The organism is Faucicola sp. SE7633 (genome assembly GCF_059264685.1).
Window position 1 is genome coordinate 160,796 of the sequence record NZ_JCADBW010000001.1, and the last position, 20,950, is coordinate 181,745.

Consider the following 20,950-nt stretch of genomic DNA (forward strand, 5'->3'; position numbering starts at 1 on the left):
ATGACGGTTAAACATTCTCTAACCAAAAACCGACAAAATTTCAGCCATCTTTCTGACATCAGCGTATAATAAAAGCGTTTTTAGTGACTTTTTTTTGAGCGGTTCTAGGTGAGCGGTTCTAGGGGTGTTTTTGGGGCAAGTTTTGGTGGGCTGGGGCATTGTTTTTGTCCAAAATGGCCGCACAAAGACTGGCACAAATGGGCAATGATTACCCTATAGGTTCACAGATATTTTTTAAATGAACTACACGCAACAAGACACACAGCGGTGGTGGATTAGCGTGCCAAGGCGCGATGCCATCGCTTGGGCAAGCGATGGTGGCGTGATGAACGATGGCTTGGCAGTGACCTGCCAGACGGCTGGCGGAGTTGGTTATGATTACAGAACATTTGGTTGATATCTCGCGGCTGCAATTTGCGGTTACCGCGTTGTATCATTTTTTGTTTGTTCCGCTCACACTGGGTATGGTGTGGCTACTTGTTATCATGGAATCCATGTACGTGATGACGGGTAAGGTGATTTGGAAGGACATGACCCAGTATTGGGGCAAGCTGTTTGGGATTAATTTTGCCTTGGGGGTGACGACGGGGATTACGATGGAATTCCAGTTTGGCACGAACTGGGCGTATTATTCGCAGTATGTCGGTGATTTGTTTGGCGCACCGCTTGCCATTGAAGGTTTGATGGCGTTTTTTTTAGAATCGACGATGGTCGGGCTGTTCTTTTTTGGTTGGGATAAGCTGACGCGGCGGCAACACTTGATTACCACGATTTTGATGGCTTTGGGCACAAATTTATCGGCGTTGTGGATTTTGATTGCCAACGGTTGGATGCAAAACCCCGTCGGTGCGGAGTTTAACTATCAGACCATGCGCATGGAGATGACCAGCTTCACCGAGGTGCTGTTTAATACGATTTCACAAGCCAAGTTTGTCCACACGGTGGCGGCAGGCTATTGTGTGGCGGCGGTGTTTGTGCTGTCGATTTCTGCCATGAATTTGCTGAAAAAACGCAATGTGGACTTTTTTAAACGCAGCTTTCAGGTGGCAGCGGCGTTTGGCTTTGCGGCGGCAAGCAGTGTGATTGTGCTGGGCGATGAGTCGGGTTATTCGATTGGTGAAGCGCAGCACACCAAGCTTGCCACGATTGAGGCGATTTGGGAGACTGAGCCTGCGCCTGCAGACTTTACCTTGGTTGCTTGGCCTGACCAAAAAGCCGGCAAAGACGATTGGAGCGTAAAAATCCCGTACTTGATGGGCATTATCGGTACGCGTTCGTTGGATACGCCCATTCCTGGTATCAAGCAAATTAAAGAAAAAAACCATCAGCGCATTTTGCAAGGTCAGCAAGCGGTGGTGCTGCTCAATGAATTACGCGAAAAGCCTGAAGACCCCGTCTTAAAGGCGCAGTTTGATAAGGTCAAAGATGATTTGGGCTTTGGCTTGCTGTTGCTAAAATACACGCAAGATGTGGGCAGTGCTACCCCTGAGATGATTAACAAAGCGGTGGATGACACCATCCCACGCGTGTTACCGATGTTCTTTGCGTTTCGTATCATGGTTGGTATGGGCGTGTTGATGTTGGCGTTATTTGTGGTGAGCTTGTGGTCGAGCGTCAAAGGCAACTTTATGCAAAAACCATGGCTACTGCGCTGGGCGGTGTATATGCTACCTGCGCCATGGATTGCGGTAGAGACTGGCTGGTTTGTTGCCGAATATGGCCGCCAACCATGGACAGTGTATGGTATGTTGCCCACAGGTTTGTCGGTGTCTAATATCAGCGTGACCAATGTGTATTTGTCGTTTGCAGGGTTTGTGCTGTTTTATACCGTGTTGTTTGTCATTGAAGTGTATTTGATGGTCAAATATGTGCGTAAAGGGCCAGCCAGCCTTGGCACAGGGCGGTATGATGGTGAGGATGATTCAACCCATATCACCCACAAGCCTGCAGGCGGCGGTTCGGGGGGCTCAGGCGGTGCACGCGGCACACGGGATACAGAAGGCCCAACTGTGACCGACACCCACGGCGATTTTGGTGATACAGTGCCTGCCTATGGCCGTCAGGAGGTCAAGCATGTTATTTGATTATGCGACGCTTAAGCTGATTTGGTGGCTATTTGTTGGTGTGTTGTTGATTGGTTTTGCCATTATGGATGGGCATGACATGGGTGTGGGGACGCTGCTGCCATTTGTTGGGCGTACCGATACCGAACGCCGCGTGGCGATTAACAGCGTAGCGGCACACTGGGAAGGCAACCAAGCGTGGTTTATTTCGGCAGGTGGCTCGTTGTTTGCCGCATGGCCGATGGTGTACGCCACCGCCTTTAGTGGGTTTTATTGGGCATTGATGGCGGTGCTGTGGGCGTTGTTCTTGCGCCCTGTGGGATTTAAATACCGCAGCATGTTGGCAAACCCCAAATGGCGCAATGCGTGGGACTGGGCGCTGTTTGTTGGCTCGGTAGTGCCTGCGCTGGTGTTTGGCGTGGCGTTTGGCAATTTGTTTTCGGGCGCGCCGTTTGCGTTTGACTCGTATTTGGTTTCGACGTATTCAGGCTCATTTTGGGCGTTGCTCAATCCGTTTGCCTTGTTGTGTGGTCTGGTCAGCGTGGCGATGCTGACCGTGCAAGGCGGTTGTTATTTAGCCTTGCGTACGGTGGGCGCGGTACAAATGCGCGCGATACGCTACACCACATGGGCGGCGCTTGCTATGGTGCTGCTGTTTGTGTTGGGTGGTTTTTGGGTTAGCCAATTGACAGGCTACCGCGTGACCTCAACCATTGACCCCAATGCCGTGCCCAATCCACTTGCCAAAACCGTTGTGCAAGAAACAGGCGCGTGGCTGACCAACTACCGCAACTATCCAATTGCGTGGGTATTGCCTGCGCTTGGTACGTTGATGCCACTGGTGGCCGTGGGCTTGCTGCGTAAGGGGCATCACCTTGCTGCCATGGTGGCATCGAGTGTGGCGATTATTGGTGTGATTACCACGGCGGCAGTGGCGTTGTTTCCGTTTGTGTTGCCATCGTCCCAAGACCCACGCTCAAGCCTGACGCTGTGGGATTGTGTATCTAGCCAATTTACCTTGATGGTGATGGTGTATGTGGTGGTGATTTTGTTGCCGATTATCATTGGCTACACCACGTGGGCGTATCGGGTGCTTAGTGGCAAAATCACGCCTGCGCACATTCAGCAAAACGACCATGGCTTGTACTAAGCTGCAACCAACGCAAGGTAACAGGAGAAAACGATGTGGTATTTTGCATGGATATTGGGTTTGGGCTTTGCGGTGTTGTTGGCGATTTTAAACGCGCTGTGGCTTGAGAATGCCGACGCACGCGAAAAAGCTTTCGCGCCTGATGCAGGCAAAGATGACATGGATGACAACGCAAACAACCATCAAGCGCGTTCCATCAATAACCCCAAACCAGACAAGCACAAAGAAGGCACGCAAACCGAAGGCAACCCAACCGAAGACGCCAAAAAAACGGGCGATATTGAAGATAACGAACCTGCTTAACGCGCGTTGGGCTAGGTTTAGAGTCGCAAGCTTATGACAAAATCGCGCGTTTTATCACCGCAACAACGACTGCTGCGCCAGCTGGTGCAGCCTGTCAAGCGTCCGCTGCTGTTGGCGTGGGCGTTGTCGGTGTTGGCAACGCTCGCGCTGATTGGGCAATGCTATGCCTTGGCAAGCGTGTTTGCCCATGTGTTGGCAGCGGTGCACAGCGGCTTGTCACCAACAGGCGGTCACGCTTTATTGGCGGATAATGTGGGGTGGCTTGGCGTATTGGCGGTGTGCCTACTTGCACGTGCGCTGCTACACGCAGGTAGGCAGTGGCTTGCACAAAATGCAGGTTGGCAAGTGGCGGCAAATTTACGCCAACATACCATGCAACGCTTGGCACAACTGGGCAATGAGCGCGCGCGGTTTGGCAGTGATGGCAGCCTTGCCAGTCAAGTGATTAACCAAACCGATGCGCTGGCAGACTATGTCAGCCGATTTTATATTCAGCGGTATGTGGTGGCAAGTACGCCGCTGCTATTGCTGCTGGCTGCCGCAAGCCAAAGTTTGGTGGCAACGGGTGTCATGCTTTTGACCGCGCCGCTCGTGCCGATTTTTATGATTTTAATTGGTAGTGCCACAGCCAAAAAAAGTGCCGAACAATTTGCCGCCTTGGCGCAGCTGGGTGGGCGGTTTTTGGATTGGCTGCGCGGTATGCCGACGCTGCAACGCCTAAACGCGACGGGACGGGCGCAAACTGACATCGCGGCGGCGGCAGAAGCCTACCGTAACCGCACGATGGCGGTATTAAAAATCGCGTTTTTAAACAGTGCGGCTTTGGAATTATTATCCGCGCTTGCCATTGCGCTGTTGGCGGTGTATCTCGGGCTTGGGCTATTGGGGCTGTTGCCGTGGCAAAAAGGTGTCGTGCCTGTGGACTATCGCGCGGCGTTGTTTTTGTTGCTGCTTGCGCCTGAATTTTATGCACCATTGCGCCAGTTGGGTGCGGATTATCATATCAAGGCGCAAGCTGAAGGCGCATTGGACAGCTTGCTACCGCTACTAGACGACAAGACCATATCCGCACGTGCCACTGCCAAAGCGTTACACAATCCACCCAATGCTACACCACCCACGTTGATACTAGATAACGTTACTTGCCAAATGGCGGATGGGCGTACGCGCTTAGCGCCGCTATCGCTGACGATAGCGGCAGAGCAACGCGTAGCTGTCATCGGAGCAAGCGGTAGCGGAAAATCAACCTTGCTACAAATTTTGCTCGGCTTTTGTCAGTATACTGGGCAAATTACAGTCAAATGGCAATCCGAAAGTGCTACAGATGCAGCCGATGACAGTCAGCTAGATTTGGATAGCCTAAACTTTACTACCCTTAACAAAGACGCGTGGCGGACACAAGTGGCGTATTTGTCGCAAAATACGAGCTTATTGCCTATTAGCATTGCCGATAACTTGCGTTTGGTCAAACCGCATGCCAGTGATGATGAATTACAAACCGTGTTGCAAGCTGTTGAGCTTTGGGAGTTGATCGCGCGTTTGCCGCAAGGCTTGGCGACACCGCTTGCCGAGCATGGGCGTGGGCTATCGGGTGGGCAGTTGCGCCGTCTGGCCATTGCGCAGCTACTGCTACAAGATGCGCCGCTGTGGCTACTTGATGAACCAACCGAGCACCTTGACCCTAAAACAGCAGCGCATATCAATGCCTTGCTTGCGCGCATCACCCGTGGCAAAACCGTGCTGTGGGTCAGCCATCAGCCTGAGCGGTTGCCGCCGCTTGATGGGGTGATAACGCTGGCTGCCCCGTCTGTGCAAGCGGTTGATGGGGAGGGTTGAGATGAAACAGACAGTCACCAAAACCTCTGACGTGTTTCGCCTGCGTGATTTGTTGGCAGGTCAGCGACTGGTATGGCTGACAAGCATGGTGCTGGGCTGGGTGACGGCACTGTCCGCAATTGGGCTGCTCATGCTATCGGGCTGGTTTTTGACCGCAGCGGCGTGGGCAGGGGTGTTTGTATTGGGCGCGCAGGCGTTTAATTACGTTGTGCCTGCGGCAATCATTCGTATGTTGGCAATCGCGCGCACGGCAGGGCGTTATGGCGAGCTGCTGGTGTCGCATGATGCGGTATTTGCGCGCTTGGCGGATTTGCGTGTGCGCTTGTTTACAAAACTTGCGCGGCAACCTGCATGGGTACAAGGCTCAAGCCAACGCTGGCAAGCCAGTCATGCTATGCACCGCCTAACGCATGATATCGACACGATGAATGAATTTGTCTTGCAAGTCGTGTTGCCGTGGCTGGTCGCGCTGGCGGCATGGCTGCTGGTGGTGGGTTTGGCGGTGTTTTGGCTTGGCATCAATCTATTTAGCCTAGCGGCAGTCGTTGTCTTAACGCTGTTTGGTTTGGGCTTACCGTTCTTGGCGGCGCGACGCGGTATTGCGACTGCCGCTACTGAACAACGCCTTGCCGAGCAGCGCCGCGTTACGCTGCTGACCCCACTTGCCGCCATGACCCACCTACTACTGTGGCGACAATGGGGCAACCAAATCGCTGCATTTTGGCATACCGATGCTGCGTATTTAAATAATGTCCAACACGCGCAGCGTCGCCGTTTGCTGTATGCGGTGGTTTTGCAAGTTGGTATCTTACTGGTGCTGTTGTTGGTATTGGTACAGGGTATACGCATGTTAGGCGTTGTACCCACCACGGCTAATCAAGCTAACCAAGTCGCGCTGCTGTTGGCGTTGGTGCTTGGCGTATTGGGTGTGGGTGAGGTATTTAGCGGACTAATTGGTAATGATTTAGCCATTGGCAAAAGTTTGGCGGCAAAACAGCGGCTCAATGCACTGTTTGAACCATCAACCGTAACCACGGTGACACCGTCACCTTCGCTGAACCCATTGGCAAATACCGCCATCCTGACGCTATACGCGCATGACTTGGCAGGTAAACAACCTGACGCGATTGTGGGCTTTCATGATGTGAATTTTAGTGTGCAAACAGGGCAAGCACTTGTCATCACAGGTGTATCAGGCGCGGGTAAATCGACTTTGCTGCAGGTATTGGCAGGTGAGCTTGCACCTGTGACAGGGACATTTGGTTATAACGGCGTTGCTGAACAACGCCTAGACTGGCAAGCATTGCGTACCGATATTGGTATGTTGGCACAGCAAGTGGATATCTTTGACCAAACTTTAGCGAATAACTTGCGTCTGGGTAACCCTGCCGCCGACGATGCGGCCTTGTGGCAAGTTCTAGAGGCAGTCAGTTTGGCAGATTGGGCGCAAGCACAGCCATTGGGGCTAGATACGCCACTGGGCGAATACGGGCAGGCGATATCGGGTGGGCAGGCGCGGCGCGTTGCCTTGGCGCGGTTGCTGCTCAAGCCGTATCGCGTGCTGTTGCTGGATGAACCGTTTGCTGGACTAGATGCGGATAACCGCACACGGCTATGGCGGTTTTTGCGTCAGCACCAACAACATGGCGTGTTGGTCGTGGTGACCCATCATGCGTTAGACACAGATGGCTTAGATCACGAGGTGGTACGCTTGGCATTGGGTGAGCCGCAGGTGCTATAAATACGTACTATCAATAACCAGTGCCGTAAACGTTCGGCAATGTAAAAACCTGATTGGTCGCATACGGCCTACAGTGTGGGCAAGATCGTACCTTGACAGCTGGCGCGCTGCTGCTGCACGTGCCAAAATCGCTGCTTGGTAGCTGTGGCTTTCGCATCGCTTGATTGGCTTAATGGCAAAAGTTGAGCGAAATATGCCTCACGCGTGGCTTTGAGTGCGGCTTGTTGATCAGTATCAAGCGCGTTCCATGCCGTTAAATACGCAGCAGTCACCCACCGATCGGCAGCGGCAAAGTGCTCATTGGCATGTCGCCAGCCGCGTTCACAATTTTCTGCTTGGCTCCAAATCAGCTTGACCTCACTATCTGCAACTATTTTGGGTAATACGGTCACACGGGCGAATGCTGGGCTATGTTTGACAGCCAAAATATCCGCCCACAAATCAGGTCGCCCAACACCCGATGTCGCAGGTAACACGCTATCAACTGCCAACAGCTCGCTGTGGTTATTTTTCAGCGCGCTAAGCAGCGTGACCGCACGGTTCATGGCGTCTGCTCCTGCTGCTGTCGGGCTGTGCTCACTGGCTTCATGGTACGCATACGCCAGCCATGCGTTGGCTTTGTGGGCGTGGTAGCGTACGGTGGCAGGTTGATCATCGGCCTGATATGGTCGTAGCTGCTTACGGATGCACACACTGTCACGGTAAAGCGTTGCATTTGGTGTGCCTTGGGGAATTTCAACCACCGTGTTGGCAGGGCAGTATTGGTTTGGCTGATACTGCACCGATGTTTGGTTGCCACCAAAGCTAGGCGGTTGATTTTGTGCTATACCACCCATGCTTACGCAGCCTAGCAGCAGACCAAAACCGATTTGCCCACCATAGCGCAACACAGCGCGCTGATTTAACCCAAGATTACAGGTGATCATTTGGTAGGCACCTCATCATCGGTTGGCATTAGACTGGCATTGACTGCAGGTTTATTGCGTTTAAACAAGTTTTCATCAAACTTAAAGCGCAAACGCATATAAGCGCCTTGTTGGTTGGTGTTACTATCGGCGATATCATCATCATGATAGCCTTTAAAGTTGTAGCCTGCTGATAGCCATAGGTTCGTGATCGGGCTATAGCCAACTTCAGCACCTAGCAAGTAGCGTGTGTTGTCTTTGTGCCACATCGCACCTGCTTGTACGCCTGCGTCCCAACGTTCATTGATTTCATACATTGCGCGTCCTGCCAATAAATTGGTAAAGCCGTCGCTTTCGATGCCATCGAGCGTTAGTTTGTTGTATTTACCTGCATATTGCCCTGACAAAGTCCAGCGGCGCACAGGATGGTAATTGCTAACCAAAGAGGCGATATAGGTTTGTTTTTTGTACGGACTATCACCAAGCTGGTTGTTATCGTAGCGGTACTCAAGTTTTGCCAAGTGGTCTAAGATGTTGCTGTCATAATCACGATACGCCATGCCCAATTGAAAGCGGTTCATCGTGCGTTTTTTGTCGCTGTCGTTGTCCTCTTGTAGTGAGTACACGTCTTTGGCAAGCAGCGTGATGTCATCATTGATCTTGTTGGCATAGCCTAGGGTTTGCAAAAATGTGTCGGTTTGCACGCCCCAACGTTTTTCGGTGCGTGTGGTCAGTTTATATTTGTCGTTTGCTAAATAGTCCACACCGACAGTGGCAGCAGTGGCGTCGTTTTTACTATCGCCCTCAAGCGATTGCAAGCGCTCAAATGAGGTGTTGACATACAAGCCATCTTGCACCTTCCATTTGTTGCGTAAACCAATCGCCGCTTCAGATTCGCGCGCGCTGATCCCATCTTTGACACGGTATTCGCTAAATACTTGCCCGTCTTTCATGTAGTTGGCATCAACACCGATGATGGTTGAGCGGTGCTCATCGTTGCCATCTAGCCCATAGTCGCCAACCAGCGTTGAGGCAAGCTCATGGCGAGCGTACAAACGCCCCTTGTTCCACAGTGAGGTTTCTCCACCCACGCTCCAAGCGTTACGATCGGCATCATCCACATCTTGCTCATACTCAACGAACAGTTTTGAGCGGTTGTATTTGGGCAAATCGGCGGTCAAACGTCCGCGCACGGTGGTGCCTTGGTAGTGGCTGTCGGTGTTACTGACTGAGGGTGTCAAAGACTGGTTATAAATGTCTGTACTGACTACCGCTTGATAATTGCGTGACGCGCGATAGTCGTTGTCATAATAACGCAAGCCCAATTCGGCGGTGAAAATATCGCTTAATTTTCGCTCAAGGCTAAGTGTTGCGCCTTTACGCTCAGCGTTGCTGGTGTCATCCTCGCTCATCACCGCTTCGGCTTTTAGCTTGGTTTTGGCGTTGATTTGGTTGGTCAAATTCAAGCCTGCTTCGGTACGTCCTGCGGTCACTGATGATGAAGGCGAGGTAAAGCCTATGTCGGCTTGGGTATAATACAGCTTGCCGTCGCGGGTTTTGTCTTTGTAGCTCAGCTCAGCGCGGACAGCGTCACCAGCAGTTTTGCCTTGCAGTTCGCTGGCGTTGATTTGATTGGCGATTTGGTCATTGAGCTTGTCACTGTCATAATGTGCCACCTCGGCAATCAGCTTGGTGCGCTCATTGAATTTGACCACCGTATTGGCACCCGTCAATTTTTCATTATTGGTTGGGTCATCGCTTTGTGCATAGCTTGCGCCTACATTGATTTTTGGCGTAAGCTGACGATTGACTGCCACACCGCCAACGGTATATTCATCGCCTGCTTCTTCGGCTTCAACGCTTACGCGCAGATAGATCGGATTGCCGCCCAAATCGGTGCTGGCAATCGGCGCGCGCAGATACAGCGCACGGCTGACGCTGTCTAAATCGTAATCGCTATAACGATTCAACGGTGTGCGTGATACGATCGTGCCAGGGTTGTTGCGGTCACGCACAATGACCTCAACGGTTTCGCTATTGAGTAGAATATCATCGAAGTTACCACCAACGGGGTAAGGGCCAGAAATACCCAAACCGCGCGTTTCATTGACGCGTTGGCTTGAGCGCGTTTGGGCGACAAAGGCGGTTACTTTGGTAGTGTCATTTTCATAATGCGATTTGATACCCGTCAAGGTGCGGTCGTATTGCCCCAGCGATAGCCCATCGTTATTGTCAATATGGGTTTTTAAATCACCGTACATGACAAACGAGCGGTCTTTGTCCAAACGCACGTAGAATTTTTTGCTCGATTGGGCATCAAAGCCTTTTGCCGATGCGTCGCCATACACAGGGTAATAGTCATCGGGGCGAATATCACGGAACAGCCGCGCGTTTTTGTCTTTGTCCGAATCATACGCCATGGTCAAAAGTACATCGCCGCGCACTTTACCTTTCAAGAAAAATGCTGCACGCCCATGACCTGTTGTGTTATCACCTCGATCGCCTGCGATACGTTGCAACTCATCTTCAAAGCCATCATTGCTTACATCGCTGTGCTTGGATTTGCCCAAGTTGTTGAACGCAACGCTACCTTCGATGATACCGCTGGCAATCATCGGGCGCAGCTGTGGGGTAAATTGCAAGGGAATGATACGTTCGGCATCGCCTGCTTTGATGACCAAATTGCCTTTGCCTGGTGCCGATGGTGCGCGCACGCTAATCAACGCCTCACCACCATCGATGGTAGTCTGCACGCCAGCTTGGTTAGGGTCTTTGTCCTCACGCAAGACAGTGCCGATGTCGCTGTCAAGGGTGATGGTCGCCGAACCTGGGTACAAGCCGCCGTCCTTGTCTTTTAGGCTGATGGCGATTTGTAGTTCGCTAACACCGTCAGCTTCTAGCACGTGGGTTTGTTCACGGGTGATAATGTTGGCGATTTGGTCAGGGGCATAGATGCGGATGGTTTTACTAGATACCACCTTGCCGCTGCTGTCGGTTGCACGCACTGTCAAGGCATTGCTACCGCGTTGCAAAGGTACGGCATAATAATCAAACCCTGAAATGCCTTCTTTATCCCATGCAACTTCTTTACCCATCAAGGCCTGATCGACAGGCGTGTTATTGACCAGTAATTCGGTGGTTGCGCCTTTGGGGGCCTTGATTTGAACGCGGATTTTGTGACTATCAACGCGTTGGTTGTCTTTTAGGTTTAAAAAGTCTGCGTCTGCCGTTACGCCTTCAATGCGCTTGTCATCGGCGGTTGATAGGGCTTTTTCAATCTCTGGTGCTTGTACGGGTCTGATTGGATTAAGGTCAAAGGCTAAAGCGTTGTCGGTTTTACGGTCGCGTTTGCCCGCTTGGTTGTCAATGATCATCGCTTGACAGCTGATTTGTCCGTCAGCGTCAATAGGTTTTAGGCAGCCTTCGGCTTCATATTCATAATTGGTGTACGCGCTGCTGCTGGGCTCCACGTCTAGCGTGGTTTTGACCGCTTGTTCAAGTGCATCATTTTTGGCTATTACAAGTTTGGCACGGCGTTTGAGCTCCTCAACCAAAGCTTGCGAACCTTGTCCGTTGTTGTCATCGATACCGTCCGTGATACCAAAATCCGCACGGTGTAATTCACCGTGTTTAAGATCGACAAAACGGCTGCCTGCATCGCCTGCGTTGCGGTTGCTTTGCTCAACCAGCTCAACGCCGCGTGGTAGGGTGGTGCGGTCTAGCTTGATGACATGGGTTTTGGCACTGATGCCGTATAGGCTGTATTTACCCTCGCTGTCGGTCACAACAAACGTACCGTCTTCTAAATATAGACGCACGCCTGCAACACCTAGCTCATTGCGCTGTTTTTGCTGAATCCCATCACGGTTAAAATCGGCATAGACTTTACCAATGATCACGCCGTCTGTGGTCAATGGATTACCCGTAACTTTGACCTTAGCCGAGGCAGTACCTGAGGTAATCGCAGTCAAGGTTTGGCTGTCTTTGCCCGTAGCAAAGGCTTTGTTGGTACCGTCACCAGACAGCGCGGTGGGCTCAATGGCAACACGGTAGGTGATCTTATGGCTTGCATTGGCAGCCAACGTACCAAGCCCAAGCGTCATGTATTTGCCGCTGCGGCTAAAGTCTTGGTCATAACGCTGGCCATCAATACGTACCGAATTTTTGACGTAGCTAAAGCCTTTGGGCAAATCGTCATTGAGCGCGACATCCACGGCATCGGATTTGCCAACGTTGCTGACATTGACAGTGTAATCGACAAAGTCACCAATTTCAGCTTCGCTGACACTGGCGGTTTTGCTTACGCTTAGTGCAGAAACATCGTTGTTGATGTTAATGCTGGCATAAATTGCGTTTGATAATACGTTGGTGGTGCTACCGTCCGCGCCCTCACACTGGCTGACCTGTGCCCCCAGGACGTCACCATCTAGCGTTTGAATGATGGTATCTTGGATGGCGTTGGCGTTGAGCTCGGTCGGTGCTGATACGCGATAGCGTCCCGTGTTTGTCCCTGTTTCAACGGCTTTTAGGCGGATGGTATCGCCCGTTTTTTGTGAGGTGACGTTGATCCAAGTATAGTCCACGGCATTGGGGTTGGCATTACACAGTGCCAAGCCAACCTCTAGATACACAGGTTTGCCTGCTTGGTTGTCAGTCACCACGTTGCTGTAGTTGCTGTCTTTGTAATAAATAGTTGGTTCAACAATCGTGACAACATCGGTGGCACTGGCGGTGGCGTTGCTGTCTTCTTGCGTGATGGCTTGAACGCCAATTTGCGTGCTGTCACCGTCTTTGAGGTCTTGGCTGGCTAGCGCGGTGACGATAATAGCGATTTTTTCACCTGCTTGTAGTGATACGGTTGGCGCAAGTGGGGTATCGCCTTGGTCTAGTATACCGTTGTTGTTGGCATCGATGTAGGCTTGCAGATTGGACAGCGTGTGTGGGGTATCAAATTTGACCGCAACGCTGGCATCATAAGCGCCTGTATTACTCAGCTCATTGACCCATTGCACGGTCTGATTGGGTTTGACCGTAATTGATAGTGGCTGCGTTAGCGCGATGCTGTATTGCGGCAGGCTAAATGCTTGCGTCAGCACTTGGTTGGACGTGGCAGTAAAGCTCTGCTCACGATCGCCATCAACCTGATAGTCTGCGGTGGCGGTATTCAAAATTTCACTAACACCGCGACCAAGCTTGGCAGCTATGGTATTGGTCTGTGCCGCGTAGGCGTGATTGGCTTGAATCAATAAGACACACGCTGACAACAAGCTCAGCTTGGCAAAGCCTGTGTGACGAGTTGGGCGTGGATGAAGATTTGGCATTAATGGTGTTCTCATTGATGCAAGACAACCTGTGGATTTGTTTTCACTAAAACACTTTAGGAAAAGCCTAGATGGGGATACGGCATTGCTTGACAAGACCGCACCCCAAACATTGATGAATAGATACTGATGAATAAATTAAGCAGCTAGCCTAAATTATTTGGTGGTTTTGATTTTCACCGCAAACTGTAACCAGCCAGATTGACCGCCCTTGATCGTCAATGGTGACGATGTTGCCTCTGCGCCTGGTGCTGTGGTCGCACCATTCGCTGAATCTTTGATTGAGTTTGTTACATAGTCAGCTTTGGTATTCCACTGGTTTGCCGCGTCTTTGATCACAACATCGGTCAGTTCCTTGTTGCTAAATGTGTTAGTTGCCTCAATACGGTACACGATACATTGACCCGGTTTGGCATCGTTGATGGCAGCATCGCTAAATGCGCTATCAGCAACAGTGCCATCACACGCCTCATCTTTGGCTTGTTTTTTAACCAACGTCATGCCCTTGATGGTGGTGGTATCTGTGGCACTCACTGCGGCAGGGGCATCATCATTTGTACCTGCTGCTGGTGTAACGGTGATGGTTGCGGCATCCTTGGCATCAAGCGTGGCATTATTTGATTTTACTGTCACTTCAATTTTACCAGCCTGGCCAGCATCTAGCTTGCCTGGGATGGTGTACACGCCGTTAGTTGGTGTCAAGGTTGTCTTTGTACCATCTGGTGCGGTATAGGTCACGTCACCAACATTGATGTTGTCATTTGCGGTATCGGTCACTTTAAAGGTCAAGCCCGTCTCAGGCGCATTACCTGTGTTGGTCAAGGTGTGGGTATAAGTGGTGCTACCGTTTGGTGCAATTTCAGCCGAATTGTTTGGCGTTAGCGTCAAACCACGGTTACTAAAGTTTACCGTTGAGGGTACGTCGCCACCTGTGCCAGGATTGTTTGGATCATTGCTTTTAGGGTTGTCACCTGATGGTGTGTTGGTTTTAGATGGAGTATTTGGGTTGGTACTGTCGTGGATATCTGGATTGCCAGGGTTGTTTGGATCAACGGGGTTTGGACCGTAGTTGTCATACACGTCGGCATGGTTGGTCGCTGAGCCTGCTTTTGCCAATGCGTCTTTGTCAGTGATTTTGACGGTAAAGGTGATCGTTACCGTTTCACCAACCTTGATGTTTTGGTTATTAACAACAAGCTTATTGGCTGTGCTACCAGTGGTTGTGGTGCTTGCTGCTGAGCCTTTGTCTGTATTAACCTTGATTGTGCTAGTATCAATGCTAAGACCAGCTGGCACATTATCGACGATCAACACATTGTCCGCGTCAATAGCGTAACCTGCTTTGTCATCGTTTTTGACTTTGATGGTGTAGGTGTATTCGGTCGTTTTGTTTAGGTCAATTTGGGTCAAAGAGGCAGTTTTAACAATCGAGAACACAGGTGTTTTGATGATGGCATTGTCTGTGTTGGTCAAAGTTGCTTTACTGCTGTCTTGTTTGCCGATGTATTGGCTGGTTGCGGTGATGGTTGCATTGGCCTGCTGACCGCCGACCCCTGTGCCATCGCCTTGCAAGGTGTAGCTAAGCTCTGCGTATTGCCCAGGTTGTAGCGTAATCGTACCGCTTGATTTTAAGGTTTGCGGCTGACCTACAGTTGTGCCATCAGAGTTTTTGATGGTAGCAGTGATGGTTGCGTCGGTGATATTGTTGTAATCAAAGTTATCACCACCAGCATTCGCTAACGTGATGGTGTAGGTATCTGCCAAGTTACCGCTGTTGGTCAGTTTGTTGGTAAACGTTACCGAACCATTAGGACCAACCATCGGCAGTTTTTCGTTTTTGTCGTCATTAGGGGTGCCATCCTCATTGGTCGCAACCAAGGAGAAGCTGGCAACTTCGCTTACGTTTACCACAACCGCATTCGATTTTACCTCTGGTTGTGCGACGCCGTCCACACTGTAGGTGGCGGTTGCGGTGTTTGAGATCTGCACGCCACCTTCTGGTGATACAGAAGCACTGGTCGCTGCATCGACCAATGTAGAGCCACCAATACCAAGCGCTAGTACAACGCCTGCGGTGAGGATGTTTTGGTTAAAAGGCAATTTTTTCATTGATGCTCCTAAAAGCAGTTAAATTAAACGACCAGTTTAAAATATCTAAAAATATAAGTTAAAAAAGGCTGCGTTGTTACCACTACGGGCACAAGCACCCATCTATACCACCATTGACCGTACAAAAAACAATGCAAAAACCATACCATAATCACCATTACCGCCAGTTTTTGCATCATTATTGGCACTTTACTCACACTTTGTTGTCGCTTTGGGGGTCGCCCCACTGTTGAAACGACACCGCACTACCATTTTTGTCACTTTCGTCAGTCAAGCGTGACAAAATTTGTCAGTTGGCTGGTTTTATGTTGCGCCATTAGCGCACTTTGGCATTCATACTCACGGTGGCTTCTTGTTGGGCTGCCAAATTTGGAATCACCCAACGCACAGCGCGGTATTGGCTGGCAGGAATTTGTACCTCTTTGCCATCGATGATTCGTTTGATCGGGATAGCCTCAAATGTCTTGCCATCTAGGGTGGCTAGCGTTGGCATGGGCGATGCTTCACCGATATAAACCATGCTGGTAGGCACTGGCAGGGTCACTGCAAGGTTGGTCATCGGTTTTTTGATGTTGTTGCGGTAGGTGGCAGTGTATTGGATCACGTCACCGCTATTGGCACGGGTAACCGCCTTGAGCACGGGTTTGCCGTTTTGCATGACCAATTGGTTGGCTTGGAGTTTGACGCTCAGTGCGTCAGCGGCTTGGGCATGGGTCATAATACCCCCTGCAATGACCGCACCAGCGACAAGCTGCATAGCGCGTTTTGTGATAGAATTTTGTAACATTTTAACCCTCATCGTGTAGGTTTTGTGTAATTATACGCACCGCTCATTATGTTACCAAACACTATTTTGTAATTCGGCAGAGTTTTCGATAAATGGTAATTTATGAGTTACCAACGGCAAGGTTATCCAAAAACCTCAACGTTGGTTGGTGCATAACGGTCAAATAGCTATGCAATTTGGTCTACGCAAAAGTGACCAAAAGGACTAGTGATAATGGGGTATCATGCGTGGTTTTCAATAAAATCACCGATAAGCCAATCATTTAATTTGATATTTGGTATTAAAGTATAAATTTGCCGATTTGTTGTTGCCGCTGGCAGGCAGACCAAAGCCACTGGTGGTGATAGTGGTAACGCCTTGCTCGTCGGTGTTGTAGCTTGCTTTTTTTGTGTCACAGGTGCTGCTGCTGGTGTTGTCACTGCCGCACAAGGTTGGCTGTGCAGATTGGGTATAGAGTTTATTGACGCGCTGGGCATCGTTCATCAAGGGGTCATTGATCACCACGTTGGTCAATGCCGTGCTGCCTGTATTGACTGCTTCGATACGGTAGGCAATGCATTGACCACGCTGTTCTTTTGTCAAGCTGATGGGTTGTTTGGAATAAGTCAGCGTTGTTAAGTTGGTGATGTTGCAGTCATTGGCGGCTTGGTATTTGTTGAGCGTCAATGGGCTGATGGTGCTGTCACCAAAGTTATTATTAGGGTAGCTGTATTGGGTGTTCGACAATGCCAGTTTGATGGTATTGGGGGTGGTATCAAAAAGGTAGTTGGGCAGGTTGTTGGGTTCGACCACGCATAGGGCGGTACTTGGCAGGCTGGTGCCAAGGTTAAAGCTGTAGCTGCCATCGCTTGCGGTGGTGGTGGTGTTTTTTGTTGTGCCATTGCAGTCGGTTAGTTGGACGGTTACACCACCAAGCCCTGTTTCACCGCTATCAAGTGTGCCATTGGCGTTGGCATCATGGTAGACTTTGCCTGAGATGGTGTAATTGGGTTGTGCTGCTGTGCTACTGATACCAAATGATATCCACTCGCGAAAGCTTTCACCGATAGCATTGTATTTTACAGCACTGCTACCATTCATAATGTACTGGTGTTTAAGCCGCACAGTCTTTGGGTTAGTAATGTCGATATGATAGGTGCTGTCGAGGTTTTTTGTACCGTATACGACATAACTGCTAGAGCTGGCTAAACTTGCTTTAGAACTATATGGGGCATAGTTATTTTTATTGGAACTGGTATCTTTGATAATTTCATCCCCTGTAGGCTGAGAGGGTAATGTACCGTAGTGGTCCGTGGGGTACAAAAAAGAAACATAACCGTCTTGGTCACCTGCAAGGTCATTGTTAGAATTTTTCGTTAATTCAGACATACGATAGTAATATAGTGGATTACTTGTGCCATCACTACCAGAACTATCTATCCTGATTTGAGGTATAGAAGTAGCATTGTTTGAGGTATATTTATAGGAAATATTTTTTGTAGTTCTATTAACATAACTGCTAATTATTTTACCCATGAAATAATCGCCCATGGCGTTATATAGCATAGGTACGGAATTATTATCCGCTAGAGTGGCACTAGCAGAAATAGGTGTATAGCTGCCTTGCGTATAGTTAAGTGTCGCCTTGGCCACTTCGCTATTGCCATCATTTTTACCGTCTAAAGTGTAAGTTGTTGCCGTATCGTTATAGCTTGTTTGCGTAATCTTAACGGTTGGAATAGAAAATGGATTGTCAGGCGTGACAGTTAGCGTATAATCGAAGCTGTCATTGCCCTGAGGGTTAGGCGCATGAACTAACATGATACCGTTGCGCGTGCCGTTTATTGATACATAAGCAGTCGTGCCGTTAAAACCATTAACATTATTTTGTACGAGGGTAAACGTCCCTGTTTGTCCTGTCGAAGGGTCTTTGTATGTACCCGTTACAGGGAATGTAGAGGTACTGGTCGCGCCATTAGCAAGATAAAACTCACCCATCCCTGAGCTGATATAGGCATTCGCCTGCCCTGCAGCCATCAACGCCAAAACCGCCACCACCAACCGTGTGCGCCAACGACGCGTGCTACCATCATCTTTAACGTTTTGTACCATATCGTCCATCACCAACCAATTTTTAGGCAAAATTGATTTTACATCACAAAATATTCTAGCTAATACATCAACAAAAGTACACAAAAAAAACGATAAAACGCGGTTATTACTGTTTAATCTGATATAGCGTATTAAAATACAGGTAAGCTATCGAATTATGCTGACCACTTGGTGCTAGCGTGAATGGCTGCGTATAAATCGTGGTTCCGGCATTACTATCGGTACTTACCTTCACCTGCGTGTCGCTGCAATGATCATCTAAAACCCCACCAATACAGAGCTTTGCCATTGGCGTGGCGCGTAATGTTGAGATGCGCCCACGATCATTGGGTAACTTATCGGTAATGACAACCCGATCAAGCGGCAGAGTGCCTGTGTTGCTGGCTTTGATCCGATACGCGATACACTGGGTTTGCCCTTTTGCTGTCAGCACGGATTGGACAAAACCGCCGTCAAGCGCGCGCAGGCTTGGCGTGTTGCAATCAACAATTTGGTGGTATTTTTCTAGCACCAAAAGCCCGTTTTCTTTGGTGGTGTCGCCAAAGTGGTGGTTTTTGTATTCGTATTTGTCGCTAGCCAGTGTCAGCGCGATGGTGTTTTTGGTGGTATCACTGGGGTAGTCTGGCGGATTGGTTTCTACCAGACACACGTTTTTGTTGGTCGGTAAGCTGTCAAGAACAAAGCTGTAGCCACCATCGGCAGCACTGGTGGTGGGATTGGCAGAATTGTTGCCAACGGCTAGATTTTTGCCGTTACAATCGGTGAGCGCGATTCGTGCGCCTGCAATGCCCGATTCGTTTGCATCGAGTTGGGCGTTTTTGTTGGTGTCGTTGAATACTTTGCCTGCGATGTAGTATTTTGGCGCGGTGCTTTCGATGCCAAAGGTGATCCATTCGCGTACCGTTTCACCAGTGATGTTGCCCGATGCAAGAACGGTGCCATTCATAATGCCTTGATAGGTTAGGGTGACAGATTTGGGGTTTTGCACATGGATGAGGTAGCGTGAATCTGCGTTTTGCACACCATAGCTAAGATAGCTGCTGCCATTGGCAATGATACTGCCCTCTGTTAAGGCGGTTGGCTTGGCTGATTTAGTCAATTGTAAAACGTCTGCTATATTTGTGCTTGGTAGATAGCCGACAGACCCACTTTTCCAAGACAAATTGATATCGCTTGCTGCGCTAAAACGTTGATTTCTATCTAATAAATTAAAGTCAATGATTGTTGTACCATCGATATTGTTGGTTACGGTCGAACCATCACCGTCGAAAGTCAAATCGGAAAATTTATAATAATAAAATGTGTTGTTTGAATCGCTACGCAGCTGTTCTGCACCTGTATTATAATTTGACTTTAAATAATACCTGTTGATAAAACCACCAAAAAGTCCATATTCAAAGCCGCCATCTGCTCCCATAAACATATCGCCCATGGCGTTATAAAACAACGGTACGGCAGGGTTATTGGCAACGATAGCCAGTGCTGTGCCGCCTGTGGCAGCATCATTGGTATAAGACAGCGTTTGGCGCGCAAGCTCGCTGTTGCCATCTACTTGGCTATAACCTGTTGGCGTTTGGGTGATTTTAACAGTATTAATCAGCGTTGGGTTGTCAGGCGTTAGGCTGAGGGTGTAGCTAAATTTGTCATTAGAATTATTGTTTTGATCGTTAAAAATCATCAAGCCATTGCTACCGCCTGTCACAGTGGCAGGCAGGGTATAGCCGTTGCTTGCGTTCATCGTGAGTGTAAAGCGTCCTGTGCCGCCGCCATCTGCCGCCACATAACGTCCCGATACGCTACCACCTTGACTGATTGGCACCGATGTGCCGCCATCAAGTGTGAACGTACCAAGCCCACTGACCGCCGCCCACACTGACTGCCCACACGCCCATGCCAGTAGCACCACACCCACTTTACTCCAATTGCTTCATCTTGCCTCCCGACAAGCCGCTAACGCGCAATGACAAAAAAGTTTTGCTTCATCACAATTGATCACCGCATCAACACCGTACTGCATACAGCTTACGATCAATAGGTACGATTTTTTAATTAACCCGAATTCGACATAAGAAAAGGCAAAAAAAAGAAGTCCAATATGCTAAAGTAAGTTCACCACAAACAACCTAGCCAAGGACTTCTTACATGGACAATCTCGAAGCACTTTACTGCCAAATAGACGACTACTGCAAAGCCTACACAGCCGAGCAACAGAAGAAAATGCTAACGCTAAAGCGAAAAAGCAGTAAAAAGACCCGAAACAAACCATGCTGCATCAGTTTAGCAGAAATCATCACCATCATGGTACTATTTCATCAAATCAGATACCGAGAATTTAAAGCATTTTACTATGGCTATCTGTGTCAATGGCTAAAAAATGCCTTTCCAAGACTACCAAGCTACAACAGAATGGTAGAACTGATGGAAAAAGCCGTACATCCCATGTGTGACTACTTGAAATTCTTAATGCAAGGCAACTGCACAGGGATAAGCTACATTGACTCAACCAGTCTAGCTGTATGTGACAACCACCGTATCAAACGCCACAAAGTCTTTGCCGACACTGCCGCACGCGGCAAAAGCAGCATGGGCTGGTTTTATGGCTTTAAACTGCACGTCATCATCAATGACCAAGGTGAGCTTGTCA

The 20,950-nt window shown here is 49.5% G+C and carries 12 protein-coding genes and 1 pseudogene; 7 read left to right on the top strand and 6 right to left on the bottom strand.

The window, feature by feature from the left end:
- The first annotated feature begins 238 nt into the window (after positions 1-238).
- From AC5L4R_RS00835 to AC5L4R_RS00860, 6 genes and pseudogenes are all read left to right on the top strand, one after another.
- Complete coding sequence (locus AC5L4R_RS00835) at positions 239-397, top strand: hypothetical protein (RefSeq protein ID WP_494472462.1); 159 nt, start codon at positions 239-241, stop codon at positions 395-397.
- Positions 375-1,916: pseudogene (locus tag AC5L4R_RS00840) on the top strand (cytochrome ubiquinol oxidase subunit I); the annotation flags it as partial. The gene AC5L4R_RS00835 and the pseudogene AC5L4R_RS00840, both read left to right, overlap by 23 nt.
- A 157-nt stretch (positions 1,917-2,073) precedes the next feature.
- A complete protein-coding gene (cydB, locus tag AC5L4R_RS00845; RefSeq protein ID WP_494472463.1) occupies positions 2,074-3,213 on the top strand; it encodes a cytochrome d ubiquinol oxidase subunit II in 1,140 nt (379 codons plus the stop codon).
- A gap of 33 nt (positions 3,214-3,246) precedes the next feature.
- Positions 3,247-3,516, top strand: coding sequence for a cytochrome bd-I oxidase subunit CydX (gene cydX / locus AC5L4R_RS00850; protein ID WP_494472464.1), 270 nt, complete (start codon positions 3,247-3,249; stop codon positions 3,514-3,516).
- 33 nt (positions 3,517-3,549) lie between these two features.
- Positions 3,550-5,352 (top strand): thiol reductant ABC exporter subunit CydD, encoded by a 1,803-nt coding sequence (cydD, locus tag AC5L4R_RS00855; RefSeq protein ID WP_494472465.1) that lies wholly within the window; start codon positions 3,550-3,552, stop codon positions 5,350-5,352.
- Between the two features lies 1 nt (position 5,353).
- Positions 5,354-7,093 carry an amino acid ABC transporter ATP-binding/permease protein gene (locus tag AC5L4R_RS00860; protein WP_494472466.1) on the top strand — a complete coding sequence of 580 codons (1,740 nt, stop codon included), beginning with the start codon at positions 5,354-5,356 and terminating at the stop codon, positions 7,091-7,093.
- Positions 7,094-7,161: 68 nt separating this feature from the next.
- Here the strand turns inward: AC5L4R_RS00860 and AC5L4R_RS00865 are convergent, their stop codons facing one another.
- The 6 genes from AC5L4R_RS00865 to AC5L4R_RS00890 form a co-directional block, all read right to left on the bottom strand.
- Positions 7,162-8,019, bottom strand: coding sequence for a hypothetical protein (locus AC5L4R_RS00865; protein ID WP_494472467.1), 858 nt, complete (start codon positions 8,017-8,019; stop codon positions 7,162-7,164).
- Positions 8,016-13,319: a hypothetical protein gene (locus AC5L4R_RS00870; protein WP_494472468.1), complete on the bottom strand. Its 5,304-nt coding sequence runs from the start codon at positions 13,317-13,319 to the stop codon at positions 8,016-8,018. The genes AC5L4R_RS00865 and AC5L4R_RS00870 overlap by 4 nt, the downstream gene beginning before the upstream one ends.
- Before the next feature lie 156 nt (positions 13,320-13,475).
- The gene (locus tag AC5L4R_RS00875; protein WP_494472469.1) at positions 13,476-15,428 is read right to left on the bottom strand and encodes a COG1361 family protein; all 1,953 of its coding nucleotides are present in this window, start codon (positions 15,426-15,428) and stop codon (positions 13,476-13,478) included.
- Between the two features lie 316 nt (positions 15,429-15,744).
- A complete protein-coding gene (locus AC5L4R_RS00880) occupies positions 15,745-16,215 on the bottom strand; it encodes a hypothetical protein (protein ID WP_290003373.1) in 471 nt (156 codons plus the stop codon).
- 258 nt (positions 16,216-16,473) lie between these two features.
- Positions 16,474-18,192 (bottom strand): SdrD B-like domain-containing protein, encoded by a 1,719-nt coding sequence (locus AC5L4R_RS00885; RefSeq protein ID WP_494472470.1) that lies wholly within the window; start codon positions 18,190-18,192, stop codon positions 16,474-16,476.
- Between the two features lie 220 nt (positions 18,193-18,412).
- The gene (locus AC5L4R_RS00890) at positions 18,413-20,218 is read right to left on the bottom strand and encodes a hypothetical protein (protein ID WP_494472471.1); all 1,806 of its coding nucleotides are present in this window, start codon (positions 20,216-20,218) and stop codon (positions 18,413-18,415) included.
- Between the two features lie 305 nt (positions 20,219-20,523).
- On the opposite strand from AC5L4R_RS00890, the gene AC5L4R_RS00895 reads away from it, so the two are divergent.
- Positions 20,524-20,950, top strand: a 427-nt coding sequence (locus AC5L4R_RS00895; protein ID WP_494478019.1) for a transposase, incomplete at its 3' end; no start/stop codon positions are given.

Coding starts and splice junctions, on each gene's coding strand:
- AC5L4R_RS00835 (WP_494472462.1), top strand. CDS start 239: ATGAACTACACGCAACAAGACACACAGCGGTGGTGGATTAGCGTGCCA.
- cydB (WP_494472463.1), top strand. CDS start 2,074: ATGTTATTTGATTATGCGACGCTTAAGCTGATTTGGTGGCTATTTGTT.
- cydX (WP_494472464.1), top strand. CDS start 3,247: ATGTGGTATTTTGCATGGATATTGGGTTTGGGCTTTGCGGTGTTGTTG.
- cydD (WP_494472465.1), top strand. CDS start 3,550: ATGACAAAATCGCGCGTTTTATCACCGCAACAACGACTGCTGCGCCAG.
- AC5L4R_RS00860 (WP_494472466.1), top strand. CDS start 5,354: ATGAAACAGACAGTCACCAAAACCTCTGACGTGTTTCGCCTGCGTGAT.
- AC5L4R_RS00865 (WP_494472467.1), bottom strand. CDS start 8,019: ATGATCACCTGTAATCTTGGGTTAAATCAGCGCGCTGTGTTGCGCTAT.
- AC5L4R_RS00870 (WP_494472468.1), bottom strand. CDS start 13,319: ATGCCAAATCTTCATCCACGCCCAACTCGTCACACAGGCTTTGCCAAG.
- AC5L4R_RS00875 (WP_494472469.1), bottom strand. CDS start 15,428: ATGAAAAAATTGCCTTTTAACCAAAACATCCTCACCGCAGGCGTTGTA.
- AC5L4R_RS00880 (WP_290003373.1), bottom strand. CDS start 16,215: ATGTTACAAAATTCTATCACAAAACGCGCTATGCAGCTTGTCGCTGGT.
- AC5L4R_RS00885 (WP_494472470.1), bottom strand. CDS start 18,192: ATGGGTGAGTTTTATCTTGCTAATGGCGCGACCAGTACCTCTACATTC.